General features: G+C 73.7%; 14 protein-coding genes. 12 read left to right on the top strand and 2 right to left on the bottom strand.

The genetic code is table 11. The features are described from left to right. The first annotated feature begins 15 nt into the window (after nt 1-15). The 3 genes from rplU (at nt 16) to obgE (ending at nt 2,197) form a co-directional block, all read left to right on the top strand. On the top strand, nt 16-333 hold the full coding sequence (gene rplU / locus ACZ58X_RS38290; protein ID WP_188307842.1) for a 50S ribosomal protein L21: 318 nt from the start codon (nt 16-18) through the stop codon (nt 331-333). 14 nt (nt 334-347) lie between these two features. After that, a complete protein-coding gene (gene rpmA / locus ACZ58X_RS38285) occupies nt 348-605 on the top strand; it encodes a 50S ribosomal protein L27 (protein WP_030058248.1) in 258 nt (85 codons plus the stop codon). A gap of 116 nt (nt 606-721) precedes the next feature. Next, nucleotides 722-2,197: a GTPase ObgE gene (gene obgE / locus ACZ58X_RS38280; RefSeq protein ID WP_470338184.1), complete on the top strand. Its 1,476-nt coding sequence runs from the start codon at nt 722-724 to the stop codon at nt 2,195-2,197. An 81-nt stretch (nt 2,198-2,278) separates the two neighbouring features. Here obgE and ACZ58X_RS38275 read toward each other — a convergent pair whose 3' ends face one another. Continuing rightward, nucleotides 2,279-3,031, bottom strand: coding sequence for a hypothetical protein (locus ACZ58X_RS38275; protein WP_470338183.1), 753 nt, complete (start codon nt 3,029-3,031; stop codon nt 2,279-2,281). Nucleotides 3,032-3,341: 310 nt separating this feature from the next. Between ACZ58X_RS38275 and proB the strand changes: the two genes are divergently transcribed. The 5 genes from proB (at nt 3,342) to ACZ58X_RS38250 (ending at nt 8,493) form a co-directional block, all read left to right on the top strand. Next, complete coding sequence (gene proB, locus ACZ58X_RS38270) at nt 3,342-4,478, top strand: glutamate 5-kinase (protein ID WP_470338182.1); 1,137 nt, start codon at nt 3,342-3,344, stop codon at nt 4,476-4,478. Nucleotides 4,479-4,654: 176 nt separating this feature from the next. Further along, complete coding sequence (locus ACZ58X_RS38265) at nt 4,655-5,179, top strand: hypothetical protein (protein ID WP_470338181.1); 525 nt, start codon at nt 4,655-4,657, stop codon at nt 5,177-5,179. Nucleotides 5,180-5,328: 149 nt separating this feature from the next. Beyond that, the gene (locus tag ACZ58X_RS38260) at nt 5,329-6,651 is read left to right on the top strand and encodes a glutamate-5-semialdehyde dehydrogenase (protein WP_470338180.1); all 1,323 of its coding nucleotides are present in this window, start codon (nt 5,329-5,331) and stop codon (nt 6,649-6,651) included. An 89-nt stretch (nt 6,652-6,740) separates the two neighbouring features. Then, nucleotides 6,741-7,316, top strand: a complete 576-nt coding sequence (locus tag ACZ58X_RS38255; protein WP_470338179.1) for an SCO2584 family spore wall biosynthesis protein — start codon at nt 6,741-6,743, stop codon at nt 7,314-7,316. Between the two features lie 115 nt (nt 7,317-7,431). Continuing rightward, nucleotides 7,432-8,493: an SCO2583 family membrane protein gene (locus ACZ58X_RS38250; protein WP_470338178.1), complete on the top strand. Its 1,062-nt coding sequence runs from the start codon at nt 7,432-7,434 to the stop codon at nt 8,491-8,493. 150 nt (nt 8,494-8,643) lie between these two features. Here the strand turns inward: ACZ58X_RS38250 and ACZ58X_RS38245 are convergent, their stop codons facing one another. Then, entirely contained in the window at nt 8,644-9,726 is a 1,083-nt protein-coding gene (locus ACZ58X_RS38245; RefSeq protein ID WP_470338177.1) for a M48 family metallopeptidase, read from the bottom strand. 307 nt (nt 9,727-10,033) lie between these two features. On the opposite strand from ACZ58X_RS38245, the gene ACZ58X_RS38240 reads away from it, so the two are divergent. The 4 genes from ACZ58X_RS38240 to ACZ58X_RS38225 all read left to right on the top strand — a co-directional run bounded on the left by ACZ58X_RS38240 (nt 10,034) and on the right by ACZ58X_RS38225 (nt 13,202). Beyond that, nucleotides 10,034-10,180 (top strand): hypothetical protein, encoded by a 147-nt coding sequence (locus ACZ58X_RS38240; protein WP_188306314.1) that lies wholly within the window; start codon nt 10,034-10,036, stop codon nt 10,178-10,180. Nucleotides 10,181-10,332: 152 nt separating this feature from the next. Beyond that, nucleotides 10,333-10,482 (top strand): hypothetical protein, encoded by a 150-nt coding sequence (locus tag ACZ58X_RS38235; protein WP_470338176.1) that lies wholly within the window; start codon nt 10,333-10,335, stop codon nt 10,480-10,482. Between the two features lie 124 nt (nt 10,483-10,606). Further along, complete coding sequence (nadD, locus tag ACZ58X_RS38230) at nt 10,607-11,239, top strand: nicotinate-nucleotide adenylyltransferase (protein WP_375893133.1); 633 nt, start codon at nt 10,607-10,609, stop codon at nt 11,237-11,239. 13 nt (nt 11,240-11,252) lie between these two features. Beyond that, nucleotides 11,253-13,202, top strand: a complete 1,950-nt coding sequence (locus ACZ58X_RS38225; RefSeq protein ID WP_470338175.1) for an LCP family protein — start codon at nt 11,253-11,255, stop codon at nt 13,200-13,202. Nucleotides 13,203-13,323: the final 121 nt, after the last annotated feature.

Here is a 13,323-nt window from a genome sequence, read left to right as displayed (position 1 = left end):
GAAAGTAGGTACCGCATGTACGCGATCGTTCGCGCAGGCGGCCGCCAGCACAAGGTCGCCGTCGGCGACGTGCTGGAGATCGACCGTATCGAGGCCAAGCCGGGTGACTCGGTGGAGCTCTCGACCATCCTGGTCGTCGATGGTGAAGCCGTCACCTCCGACCCGTGGGTCCTGGCCGGCGTGAAGGCTCACGCCGAGGTGGTCGACCAGACCAAGGGCGACAAGATCGTCATCCTGCGCTACAAGAACAAGACCGGCTACCGCCGTCGTCAGGGTCACCGTCAGAAGCACACCGCGGTGCGCATCACCAGCATCGACTCGGTCAGCAAGTAAGGGGATAGCGAAAAATGGCACACAAGAAGGGCGCAAGCTCTACTCGTAACGGCCGTGACTCGAACGCCCAGCGCCTCGGCGTGAAGCGCTTCGGTGGCCAGGTCGTCTCGGCCGGCGAGATCCTCGTCCGCCAGCGTGGCACCCACTTCCACCCGGGTGCCGGTGTCGGCCGCGGTGGCGACGACACCCTGTTCGCGCTGACCGCCGGTGCGGTTCAGTTCGGCAACCGTCGCGGCCGCAAGGTCGTCAACATCGTGGCCGTCGAGGCCTGAGTCCCAGCGGACTCCCGAGTCTGACAGGACTCACACTGAAGGGTGGGCCGGAATTATCCGGTCCACCCTTCGCGCTTCACGCAGACAGAACCCTTTCCCGTACTGGAGGCACACCCATGACCACCTTCGTGGACCGCGTCGAACTTCACGTCGCCGCGGGTAACGGAGGCCACGGCTGCGCCTCCGTTCACCGTGAGAAGTTCAAGCCGCTCGGCGGCCCGGACGGCGGCAACGGCGGGGAGGGCGGCAGTGTCATCCTGACCGTGGACTCGCAGGTCACCACCCTGCTCGAGTACCACCACTCGCCCAAGCGCAAGGCCACCAACGGCAAGCCGGGCGCGGGCGGCAACCGCACCGGCGCCGACGGCGGGGACCTCGTCCTGGTGGTGCCGGACGGCACCGTGGTGCTGGACCGCAAGGGCAACGTGCTCGCCGACCTGGTCGGCCACGGCACCAGCTTCGTCGCCGCCCAGGGCGGCCGCGGCGGCCTCGGCAACGCCGCGCTCGCCTCGTCCCGCCGCAAGGCGCCGGGCTTCGCGCTGCTCGGCGAGCCCGGCGACGCCCGCGACATCGTGATGGAGCTCAAGTCCGTCGCCGACGTGGCCCTGGTCGGCTACCCGAGCGCCGGCAAGTCCTCGCTGATCTCGGTGCTCTCCGCCGCCAAGCCGAAGATCGCGGACTACCCGTTCACCACCCTGATCCCCAACCTCGGTGTGGTCACCGCGGGCGACACCGTCTACACCATCGCCGACGTGCCCGGCCTGATCCCGGGCGCCAGCCAGGGCCGGGGCCTGGGCCTGGAGTTCCTGCGGCACGTCGAGCGCTGCTCGGTGCTGGTGCACGTGCTGGACTGCGCCACCCTGGAGCCCGGCCGCGACCCGCTGACCGACCTGGAGACCATCGAGGCCGAGCTCGCCGAGTACGGCGGTCTGGAGGACCGTCCGCGCCTGGTCGCGCTCAACAAGGTGGACGTCCCGGACGGCCAGGACATCGCCGACCTGACCCGCGCCTCGCTGGAGGAGCGCGGCTTCCAGGTGTTCGAGGTCTCCGCCGCCTCCCGCAAGGGCCTGCGCGAGCTGAGCTTCGCGCTCGCGAAGATCGTCGCCGAGGCGCGCGCCGCCAAGCCGGTCGAGGAGTCCACCCGGATCGTGCTGCGGCCCACGGCCGTCGACGACGAGGGCTTCACCATCGAGGAGGAGGACGGCGCCTACCGCATCCGCGGCGTCAAGCCGGAGCGCTGGGTCCGCCAGACCGACTTCAGCAACGACGAGGCCGTCGGCTACCTGGCCGACCGGCTGGCCCGCCTCGGCATCGAGGAGCGGCTGTGGAAGATCGGGGCGCACGAGGGCGACACCGTCATCATCGGCCCCGAGGAGAACGCCGTCGTCTTCGACTGGGAGCCGACCATGGCCGCCGGCGCCGAGATGCTCGGCCGCCGCGGTGAGGACCACCGGATGGAGACCCAGCGTCCGGCGGTCGACCGCCGGCGCGAGAAGCAGAAGGGCCGGGACGCGGCCGAGGCCGAGTTCCTCGCCTTCGAGGCCCTCTCCAGCGGCCGGCAGGCCGCGATCGAGGACGACGAGGACAACTGAGTCGACCCCGCCGCGCAGCGGACGGCCCCGCCACCTCGACAGGTGGCGGGGCCGTCCGCTGCGTTCCGTGGTGACGCGCCGTCACTTCGTCCAGGAGGCCTGGAGCTTGAGCAGGTCTGCCAGGTCGGTGTAGCCGACCGCGGCCGGGGTGGTGCCGGTGGTGGCGATGATCGTGCAGCCCTTGGTCTCGGCGCCCTTGGTGACGCCCTGGAACTTCGCACCCGTGCACTTGGGCAGCGGGGTGGTGGCGTTCATGACGTTGAGGCCCTTGTCGCCGTTGGTGTCGAACACGACGAACTTCGAGTCCGGGGCGGTGAAGGACAGGCTGGCGTCGCCGAGGTTCTTGACGGTGTAGCTGACGTAGACCGGGGTCTTCCCCTCCAGCCCGGTGGTCGAGACCTTGGCGGCGGTGAGGTCCTGCAGCGAACCGACCTCGATGCCGGTCACGGTGATCTGGAGCTTGGTGGCGACCTTGGCGGTCTTGTCGGCGAAGTCGACGGTGGCCGGCTGGCCGACCTTCACCGCGGTGGCGGCCTGCGGAACCTTCCCGGCCCCGCCGCCCGCCGCTCCGGCCGTACCGGCGCCGCCGGTGGCCGCACCGCCGGTGGCCGCGCCGCCCGTGGCGCCCGCCCCGCCGCTCGCGGCGCCGGACGGGGCGGCGGTCGAACCGCCGGCCGCGCCGCCGGTGGCCGCGCCGGTCTGCGCCGGGGCCGCCCCGGTGGCGCCGCCCGTACCGGACGGGGAGTCCGAGTTGTCCGGGCCGCAGGCCGCGAGCGAGAAGGCGGTGGCCGCCGCCAGGGCGGCGACGGTCAGCTTGGTGGTGTGCGAACGCATGGTGCTGTTCTCCTGGCGCGCGGCCGCGAACCGTTGCCGGCCTGCCCGGTGCGGCGCCGCCCCCGTGTCACAGGAAGGTCGAAGACGAAATGGGCACAGCGGGCAGGAAGCCGTCCCCCGATCTGGCTTTCGGTCAGGGACCATACCAGCCGACCGGCTTGGCGGCCGGGCTGTGGCGGGCCCGTGACCAGGGCGGGTCCAGCCGGTGAAACCCCCTGGGGGTGACCTGCGCGGATCGCGTAGATTTCGGCCATGACGGCCGGGCCGGGCCCCGCCGCACCCGCACCACACCGGAAGGGCGTACAGCGAGATGAGCGAGGACTCACTGCGGGAGGAGGTGCTGACCGCACGGCGGATCGTGGTCAAGGTCGGCTCCTCCTCACTCACCACGGCGGCCGGCGGCCTGGACGCCGACCGGGTGGACGCCCTGGTGGACGCGCTCGCCAAGGTGCGCAGCCGCCCGGAGGCGCCCGAGGTGGTGCTCGTCTCCTCCGGCGCCATCGCCGCCGGGCTCGCCCCGCTCGGCCTGGACAAGCGGCCCAAGGACCTGGCCCGCCAGCAGGCCGCGGCCAGCGTCGGCCAGGGGCTGCTGGTCGCGCGGTACACCGCCTCCTTCGCCCGGTACGGCATCCGGGTCGGCCAGGTGCTGCTCACCGCCGAGGACGCCAGCCGCCGCGCCCACTACCGCAACGCCTACCGGACGCTGGACCAGCTGCTGGCGATGGGCGCGATGCCGGTCGTCAACGAGAACGACACCGTCGCCACCGCCGAAATCAAGTTCGGGGACAACGACCGGCTGGCCGCGCTGGTCGCCCACCTGGTCCGGGCCGACCTGCTGGTGCTGCTCTCCGACGTGGACGGCCTCTACGACGGCGACCCGTCCCGGCCCGGCACCAGCCGGATCGCCGAGGTGAGCGGCCCGCACGACCTCGACGGCATCCGGATCGGCAGCGCCGGCAAGGCGGGCGTCGGCACCGGCGGCATGGTCACCAAGGTGGAGGCGGCCCGGATCGCCACCGGCGCGGGCATCCCGGTGGTGCTCACCGCCGCCAGCCACGCCGCCGACGCGCTGGCCGGGCGGCCCACCGGCACGCTCTTCCGGCGCACCGGCAGCCGCACCTCCGACCGGATGCTCTGGCTGGCCCACGCCAGCAGCCCGCGCGGCGCCCTGCACCTGGACGCGGGCGCGGTCGAGGCGGTGGTCTCCGGCGGCGCCTCGCTGCTGCCCGCCGGGGTGACCAAGGTCGACGGGGAGTTCGCCGCGGGTGATCCGGTGGACCTTCTTGCCGAAAACGGCCACATCGTGGCTCGCGGACTGGTCAACTTTGATGCGAGGGAGTTGCCCCGCCTGCTCGGCCGGTCCACCCGCGACCTGGCCCAGGAGTTCGGCGCCGGGTACGAGCGCGAGGTCGTCCACCGCGACGACCTGGTCGTTCTGCACGGCTGACCGGCCGTACGGCGGCCGTGCGGCGCGGTGCGGCCGGACGGCGCGGTGCGGTCGGCGGGCCGCTCCGTACCGGGAGCGGCCCGGCCGCGGGCGGGGAGGGGCGCAGCCGTACCGGTCGGCCGGGGGCCGGCGGGGCGGTGCGGGACGACACGAGATCGCCGAACAGGAGGCCGCCGGTGGAACGCAGGCGCGAGGCAGCGCTGACCGGAGGGACGGCGGGCCGGCGGCTGACCAGCATCGACGGCGGACGCGGGGACGGCCCCGCCGAGCCGGCCGGTCCGCCGTCGCAGGGGCCCGGCGGGGTGCGCCGGATGCGGCCGCAGCGCGCGCAGGCGGCGGATCCGCCCAGCGTGCCGGAGCAGGCCCGGCTGTGGCACGTGGTGCTGAGCGTGGCCGGACAGACCACCCCGCTGTCCACGCTGCGGGCCTCGCTGGAGCGGCTGGCGCACGACCACTCGTTCTTCCTGACCGCCCGCTACGCGGCCGACCACGCCGAGATCCGCTACTGGGAGCAGGCCCGGGACCTGCACGACGCGGCGGCGATAGCGCTGCGGCTGTGGGGCGAGCACAAGGTGACCGCGAGCCTGCCGCCGTGGGAGATCGTCGGGCTGGAGGTGGTCGACCGGGCGACGTACCACAAGCGGGTCGCCGAGGGCTTCGGCGATCCGCCGCCGCACCTGGGCGGGGTGCACCCGTACTGAGGGCGGGGCGCAGCCGTACCGAGGGCGGGGCGCAGGCGTACTGAGGGGGAGGTGCACCCGTACCGAGGGCGCGCGGAGCCGTCCGTGCGCCGTCTCACCGGGCGAAATGACCGCTCGGCGGAGCGGGTGCAGTCGCTACCCTTGGCGGCATGACCAGCGACCTCGCCACCGCCGACAGCCCCGTCCTCGCCGTAGCGCGCCGTGCCCGGGAGGCGGCCGCCGCGCTCGCCCCGCTGCCGCGCCGGGCCAAGGACGCCGCGCTGCTGGCGATCGCGGACGCGCTGGTCGCCCGCAGCGGCGAGATCGTCGCGGCCAACGCCGAGGACGTGGCCCGGGCCCGCGCGGCGGGGACGCCCGAGTCGGTGGTCGACCGGCTGAGCCTGACCGGCGAGCGGATCGCCGCGATCGCCTCGGACGTACGGGACGTGGCCGGCCTGGCCGACCCGGTCGGCGAGGCGGTCCGCGGCTACACCCTGCCCAACGGCCTGGACGTGCGTCAGGTGCGGGTGCCGCTGGGCGTGGTCGGCATCATCTACGAGGCCCGGCCGAACGTCACCGTGGACGCCGCCGCGCTCTGCCTCAAGTCCGGCAACGCGGTGCTGTTGCGCGGCTCCGCCTCCGCCTACCGCTCCAACACCGCGCTGGTCGCCGTCCTGCGGGACGCCGTCGTCGCGGCCGGGCTGCCGGCCGACGTGATCCAGCTCGTCCCGGGGGAGAGCCGGGACTCGGTGCAGGAGCTGATGCGCGCCCGCGGCCTGGTCGACGTGCTGATCCCGCGCGGCGGCGCCTCGCTGATCCGCACCGTGGTCGAGGGTTCGACCGTCCCGGTGATCGAGACCGGCACCGGCAACTGCCACGTGTACGTGGACGCGCGGACCGACCTGGCGATGGCCGTTGGCATCCTGCTGAACTCCAAGGCGCAGCGGGTCAGCGTCTGCAACTCGGCCGAGACGCTGCTGGTGCACCAGGACATCGCGGACGCCTTCCTGCCGCTCGCGCTGGCCGCCCTGGCCGAGGCCGGGGTGACGGTGCACGGCGACGAGGCGGTGCTCAAGGCCGCCGAGGGCACCGGCGTCACCGCGGTGCCAGCCACCGACGAGGACTGGGGCGCCGAGTACCTCTCGTACGACCTGGCCGCGGCCGTGGTGCCCTCGCTGGACGCGGCCGTGGAGCACATCCGCCGCTGGTCCTCGGGCCACACCGAGGCGATCGTCACCACCTCGCAGGCCGCCGCCCGCCGGTTCACCCAACTGGTGGACTCGACCACGGTGGCCGTCAACGCCTCCACCCGGTTCACCGACGGCGGTGAGTTCGGCTTCGGCGCGGAGATCGGCATCTCCACCCAGAAGCTGCACGCCCGCGGCCCGATGGGCCTGCCGGAGCTGACCAGCACCAAGTACATCGTCACCGGTGACGGGCATGTGCGAGGCGAGGCGACGCAGACCGTCGGCGGGGGCGCGGACGCCGAGTGAGGGGGCCGAGCGGGGTGGCCGTCACACGTGTGACGGACCAACTGCCGGGAGCCACAGACAAATCGCCCGGCCGGTAATACGCTGAATCCGTGGCTGAGGATGTGGGGGGCTTGCCGTACCCCGACGGCGCCGACCACGGTGGTGCGGACGACGAGTTCGCCACCGTGGTCTTCGATGAGGCCTTCGTCCGGTCCGCCGCCGTGCACGAGCCGACCGCCAAGGAGCGGCAGCTCGCCGCCGCCGAGGCACGGTTCGAGCCGGACTCCGCGGGACCGGGTTGGAGCTATGACGTGCCGGCCGGTGACGGGCTGCCGCTGGAGCTGCGCCCGTACCCGAGCGGACTCGACGAGGACCACCTCTACCCCGACCCCTGGTCGGGCCCGGGCCGGGCGACCGGCCGCCAGGGCCGGCGCTGGGGACGGCGCTACGACCCGGTGCGGGCCCGTGGGCGGTACGTGGCCCAGCAGCGCTGGCACCGGCCGGTGGCCTGGGTGCTCGCCGTGATCATGGGCGTGAGCCTGGTGGCGGTGGCGGTCGCGGCGGTCTACCAGGGCGTGGGCGGCTCCTCGGGGGCGCCCCGGCGCCCGGAGTCCGGCAGCAGCAGCCCGGGCGCGGACCCGCGGTCGGCGCCGGCCGAGCCGGCACTGGTGGCGTCGACTCCGTAGCGGGGCTCCGGGGAGTGTCCAGGGGCGCACGCCCCGGGGCGGTGGTCACGGAGCGTTCCCGGCAATCTGCGCCGGGGCCCTCGTGGCGGGCCCGGAGTGCGCCTACCCTGGTGCTATGGGTGACCCGCGCGAGCCTCCTGAGGGTACGCCCGAGGGCGGTTCCGGCAATGAGGACGAGTTCCGGTCCGTCGTCTTCGACGAGTCGTTCGTCCGGGCTGCCCGGATCCAGGAGCTGTCCGCCCGGGAGCGGCTCGCGGGCTCCTTCGGCAAGGCCACCCGGGCCCGGGTGCGGCTCGGGCCGCTGGGCAGCGTGCCGCGTCAGGCGCTGGCCCTGCTGCTGCTGATCCTGCTGGCCTTCGGGGCCGCGGTGTACTTCGGGGTGAACTCGCCCAAGGGCATCCCGGCCCGGCCGGAGGGCAGTCAACTGACCGTCAGCCTGGTCGCGTTGAGCCCGGCATCGGCCGTGCGCCCGGTCGCCGACCCGGCGCACCCGTTCGCGGCGCTGCCGCCCGGGTACGGCGACGGGACGGCCGGACTGAACACCCCGAGCGGCGCTGGCACCGAGCACTTCAGCAAGGTCGAGGTGACCAAGGCCCTCGACACCGTGCAGCGCTACCTGGTCGCCTCCTCGCTGACGCCGGCGGCGCTGGTCCAGGGCGTCACCACGGACGTGCGGGCCTTCGTCACGCCCGGTGAGCAGGCCCAGTTCGACGCGAGCGTCGCCCAGCCGGTGGACGACCGGCACCACGCGGTGACCGGCTGGATCGTCCGCTTCGACCCGGCGCAGGTCGCGCTGGCCTCCGACACCGTGAAGGTGGTCGGCGCGATGCGGGTCGACGAGTCGGACGGCGGCACCCTGCAGATCACCACCGACCACACCTTCGTCTACGCGTTGAAGCCCGCCGGCGCCCCGGCCGGCGCCCCGGTCACCCTGGAGACCGTGCGGCGCGAGCTGACCTTCCAGCTCGACCGGGTCGACCTGGGGCAGGCGCAGCTGCGGCTGGTGGACGCGGTGCTGCAGGCCGGCCCGGAGCCGTGCACCACCTCGATGGCGGGCTTCCTGCAGCCGGTGCTGGCCACCGCGCAGGGCACCGCGGTGGCCGCGCCGGCGCCGGTCGACCCGGGCAACCACGCGCGGCCGGCCTGGCAGGTGTGCGGGGTGCTGGCCGGGAGCTGAGCGGGGCGCGGCGAGCGGGGGTGGACAGGGGCGGGGCGAGCGGGGGCGGAGGGGTGGTTGAAGGCTCACCGGATGCGGCGCGGCCGGTGACCCGGGCGGGTCACCGGCCGTGGATGCCGGAGCGGTGGCGGCGAAGGCCCCCCGCCGAGGTCAGCCGTCGGTGCGGTTCCCGGAGCCGCCGTGCTCCCCGGAGCCGTTGCCCGAGCCGTTGCGGCCGCTGCCGGTGAAGGTGTCCCGCAGCTTGCCGCCGACGGTCGCGGCGCCGCCGGCCACGTCCCGCAGCAGGCCCATCAGCGGGTCCTTGCTCTCCTTCACCGAGGTCGTGTAGTGCTCGGCGGCGGCCTTCCACTGCTCGCCGACCGAGGTGTCCCGGTCGTCGGTGCGGCGCGGGTAGGCGCCGGCCAGGATCGAGCGGTACTCGTCGCTCTCCGCCCACTTCTTGAGCTGGGCGACCCGGACCACCGCGAACGGGTGGGTCTGCGGCAGCAGCTGGAGCAGCTTGAGCACGCCGTCGCGCAGGTCCCCGGCCTTCTCGTACTCCTCGGCCTGCTCCAGGAACGCGTCGACGTTCATCTCGGCCAGGTTGTGCCCGCCGGCCAGCTTCATCAGGGCCCGCATGGACGCCTGGAGGTCCTGCCCGGCGAGCAGGCCGGCCCGGTCGCTGGACAGCTCGGCCTTGCGGAACCACTCCTTGAGCGCGGTGACGAGGGCCATGATCGCCAGGTTGCCGAGCGGCACCCAGGCGATCCGGGTGGCGATGTTGGTGAGGATCATCAGCATCGTCCGGTAGACCGCGTGGCCGGACATCGCGTGGCCGACCTCGTGGCCGATGACGGAGCGCAGCTCCTCCTCGTCGAGCAGCTCGACCAGGCCGCTGGTGACCACGATGATCGGGGTGTCGATGCCGATGGTGAACGCGTTGACCGTCGGGTCCTGGCTGACGTACAGGTCCGGGACCTGCTCCAGGTCGAGCACGTAGGCGGCGTCGCGGACCATGCCGTACAGCTCGGGGAACTGGCGCTCGGACGTCTTCACGGCGGTGGCCAGGAACATCAGCCGGATCGAGCGCTCGGAGACCAGCCCGGCGAGCTTCCTGAGGACGTCGTCGAAGCCGGAGAGCCGGCGCAGGGCGACCAGCGCCGAGCGGTCGGCGGGGTGCTCCCAGGCCCGGGTGGAGATCTCGGGGAAGCGTTGGCGACGGCGGCTCGGTGCGTTCGCGGTCGTGTCGGTCATGGTCTGCGTACCTCCTGGTCGACGGCGGCCTCGGCGCAGCGCCCGGCCCCCCGCTGGTCTTCGCCGGCAGTGACTCGTCTGCAACGACTGCCTGTGCAACGTCCGCGGTTGCGTACTCGTCCCCGGGGGAGGGGGCGGGGACGGCCGTGGGGGCGTCCGGCGGCGGGTCGGCGGCGGGTCGGCGGCGGGTCTGGCGCGGCGCGGGGGCCGGTGGGCGGTGCCGGTGTGAGGCGGGTTTACCCTGAATGCCCTGGAGAACCGAGACCGGACCCGGCCGCGGTACCGAGCAGTTCGAGGAGTCCCTCAGATGTCCACCGAAGCGCTGGTCAGCCTGGCCGCACCCATCTCCGACGAGGCCGGCCCGGGCCTGTTCCTGCGGATCATCGTGATCGCCTCCTTCGTCGGGATCGGCCTGCTGGTCTGGATCATGGCCCGCGCCTTCCGGGGCCAGTAGGCGCCGCCTCCCGATCGGTTCGCTCACGCCCGGTCAGCGGCGGTGGGCCGCCGAGCGGTTGCCGTGTAACCCCCCGTACGATGACGGGTGGGCCCTCACCGGCCCGGAACACCCCCAGGTCCGTTCACCGAGCCGAGAAGGTCCCGCCGACCATGAACACTGCTGCCGCACTCCCCGTCCTGAACCAGCTCGCCGAGGGGGGCAACCACGACAGCCTGAACCCGCTGCTGACGGGCGGCGCCGCGCTGTTCATCCTGCTGCTCCTGCTCTTCATCACCACCCGCTTCAACCGGGACCGCTGAGCCCGGTCCTGGGGCCGCTCGGGGAGCGTCCGGCCAGTGCGCCGGCCGCTCCCTCACGCATCTGCGGACAACCCCCGCACGGGCGTTCCCGCACCGCAACGGGCGTCGCGTAAGGTGTGGCGGCATGGGAGAGCAGGCCGGGAATCCCGGCGGACCGGAACCGGTGAAGAAGCGCCTCGGCGTCATGGGCGGCACCTTCGACCCGATCCACCACGGCCACCTGGTCGCCGCGAGCGAGGTGGCGAGCGCGTTCCACCTGGACGAGGTGATCTTCGTCCCGACCGGTGAGCCCTGGCAGAAGAGCGACCGCCAGGTCACCCCGGCCGAGGACCGCTACCTGATGACGGTCATCGCCACCGCCGAGAACCCGCAGTTCTCGGTGAGCCGGATCGACATCGACCGCGAGGGCCCGACCTACACCGTCGACACCCTGCGCGACCTGCACTCCCTGCACCCGGCCGCCGACCTCTTCTTCATCACCGGCGCCGACGCACTGGCCCAGATCCTGTCCTGGCACGACTCGGACGAACTCTTCTCGCTGGCCCACTTCATCGGCTGCACCCGCCCGGGGCACACTCTGTCGGACGCCGGGCTTCCGGTGGGCGGGGTCTCCCTGGTGGAGGTCCCGGCGTTGGCCATCTCCTCCACGGACTGCCGCAACCGGGTCGCCAAGGGCGAGCCGGTCTGGTACCTCGTCCCGGACGGGGTGGTCCGCTACATCGACAAGCGGGCGCTGTACGCGCCGCACGGGACCTGAGCCAGGAGCGGGCGTGACCGATCGCAGCGGTAACGGCAGCGGCAACGGCGGGCAGCCGGAGGAGTGGTCCACCGGCCAGTACCAGCAGCAGCCGCACCAGGGGCAGGGCCAGGGCCAGGGATACCCCCAGGGGCAGCAGCAGCCCCCGGCGTACGGGCAGCAGTACGAGCAGCAGTACGAGCCGCAGACGTACGACCAGTACGGGCAGCCGGTGTACGGGCAGGGCTCGTACGGCGGGCAGCAGGCCCAGGCCCAGGGCTACCAGCAGGGGGGCCGGCAGGACCAGGCCCACGGCTACCGGCAGACCGGGCAGTTCCCGCAGCAGCAGGGGTACGGGCAGCAGCAGGGGTACGAGCAGCAGTACGAACCGCAGCCGTACGAGCCGCAGACGTACGACCAGTACGGGCAGCCGGTGTACGGGCAGGATTCGTACGGGGGCTACCAGCAGCAGGGGTACCAGGGGTACCAGCAGCCGTACCAGGCCGCGCCGGTGGCCCCGGTCGCGCCGGCCGGGCCGGTGGTCGCCGAGCCGCAGCCGACCGTGCCGCAGCCGTCCGCGCCGGAGCCGTCCGCCCCGGTGGGGCCCGCCGCCGTGCCGCCGCCGCGCCGCCGGAGCCCCCGGCCGGCCGCGGAGGCCACCCCGGCCGCGGCGGACGCGCCCTCCGAGCAGGTGGCCGGGGCCCGGCCCGGCAAGGCCGGCGGCCGGGCGCCCAAGGACTCCTACCAGACGGGCGAGTTCACCTTCGTCGACGAGGAGGCGGAGGAGTCCGAGGACGTCATCGACTGGCTCAAGTTCGCCGAGTCCCGCAGCGAGGTGCGCGCCGAGCGCCGCCGCAAGCTCAAGAACCGGCTGATCGGCCTCGGCGTGGTGCTGGCGCTCGCGGCCGGCGGCGTCGGCGGCTACCTGTGGTTCACCGGGGACAAGCCGACCGCGGCCGCCGCGGCGGGCGGGCGGCAGGTCAACGTCGTCCACCTGCGCGACCTCCAGGGCAAGGTGTCCAGCGCGCTGCTGGTCGACGACGCCTCCGGGCACAAGGGCACGGTGCTGCTGCTGCCCGACGTGCTGCGGCTGCCCGGCCCGGGCGACCCGCCGGTGACCACGGTCGGCCAGGCCATGGACGCGATCGGCGCCTCGGCGACCCGCGACGGCCTGTCCACCGTGCTCGGCGCCCCGGTCGCCGGCACCTGGCGGCTGGACACCCCGTACCTGGAACTGCTGGTCTCCCAGCTCGGCGGCGTCCGGGTGGACACCAACGCCGAGACCCACGAGGGCGGCAAGCCGGACGGCAAGCTGCTCTCCGCCGCCGGCAAGAACACCCTGCTCAGCGGAAAGGCCGCGGTCGCCTACGCCACCCTCCAGGGGCCCGGCGAGAACCGGGACGCCCAGCTGGCCCGGTTCGGCCAGGTGATGGACGCCGTGGTGCGCACCATGCCGACCCAGTTCAAGGACGCCAAGGACGACGTGCACCGGATGAACGCGGTGCTCGACCCCTCGCTGCCCGAGGACGCCCTGGCCGGCGTGCTCGCCCAGCTCGCCCAGCAGGCCAAGGACGGCCACTTCGGCACCACCGCGCTGACCGTCAAGCCGGACGGCACCCTGGACGAGGCGACCGCCGGCAAGCAGGTCAAGGACGTGCTCGGCGGCACCGTGAAGTCCGCGGCGGCCGGCGACGCCCCCGCCCGGGTCTCGCTCCAGGACGCCTCCGGCAACGACGCGGCGGGCGCCGCGGCGCAGGTCCAGATCGTCAACTCGGGCCTGACGTTCATCCCGGGCGGCGCCAAGACCGCGCCGCAGGCCACCAGTGAGATCCGCTACACCGACGACGCCCGGCAGGGCGCGGCGAAGTCCCTGGCGACCAGCCTGGGGCTGCCGGACACGGCGGTGAAGAAGGTCGGCGACGCCCAGAACGCGGACCTGGTGGTCGTGCTCGGCAAGGACTACCAGCCGCCGAAGACCCCGTAGCGGACCGGCTCCGCCCCTCGCCCGCCCCCGCGGCCCCGGAAATGCGTTCCGAGGCCGCGGGGACGGCGTGAGATCCTGGAAGGCGACCCCTGCCGCCGTGCCGGGGCCGCCCCAAAGCCGC

The sequence above is a fragment of the Kitasatospora sp. NPDC040550 genome, from assembly GCF_055594965.1.
Note: the sequence above shows the minus strand (reverse complement) of the source record. Positions and strands in the feature narration are given on the sequence as shown.

Bases quoted from the DNA above. Each gene is read 5' to 3' on its own strand.
- rplU (WP_188307842.1), top strand. From the start codon at position 16: ATGTACGCGATCGTTCGCGCAGGCGGCCGCCAGCACAAGGTCGCCGTC.
- rpmA (WP_030058248.1), top strand. From the start codon at position 348: ATGGCACACAAGAAGGGCGCAAGCTCTACTCGTAACGGCCGTGACTCG.
- obgE (WP_470338184.1), top strand. From the start codon at position 722: ATGACCACCTTCGTGGACCGCGTCGAACTTCACGTCGCCGCGGGTAAC.
- ACZ58X_RS38275 (WP_470338183.1), bottom strand. From the start codon at position 3,031: ATGCGTTCGCACACCACCAAGCTGACCGTCGCCGCCCTGGCGGCGGCC.
- proB (WP_470338182.1), top strand. From the start codon at position 3,342: ATGAGCGAGGACTCACTGCGGGAGGAGGTGCTGACCGCACGGCGGATC.
- ACZ58X_RS38260 (WP_470338180.1), top strand. From the start codon at position 5,329: ATGACCAGCGACCTCGCCACCGCCGACAGCCCCGTCCTCGCCGTAGCG.
- ACZ58X_RS38250 (WP_470338178.1), top strand. From the start codon at position 7,432: ATGGGTGACCCGCGCGAGCCTCCTGAGGGTACGCCCGAGGGCGGTTCC.
- ACZ58X_RS38245 (WP_470338177.1), bottom strand. From the start codon at position 9,726: ATGACCGACACGACCGCGAACGCACCGAGCCGCCGTCGCCAACGCTTC.
- ACZ58X_RS38240 (WP_188306314.1), top strand. From the start codon at position 10,034: ATGTCCACCGAAGCGCTGGTCAGCCTGGCCGCACCCATCTCCGACGAG.
- ACZ58X_RS38235 (WP_470338176.1), top strand. From the start codon at position 10,333: ATGAACACTGCTGCCGCACTCCCCGTCCTGAACCAGCTCGCCGAGGGG.
- nadD (WP_375893133.1), top strand. From the start codon at position 10,607: ATGGGAGAGCAGGCCGGGAATCCCGGCGGACCGGAACCGGTGAAGAAG.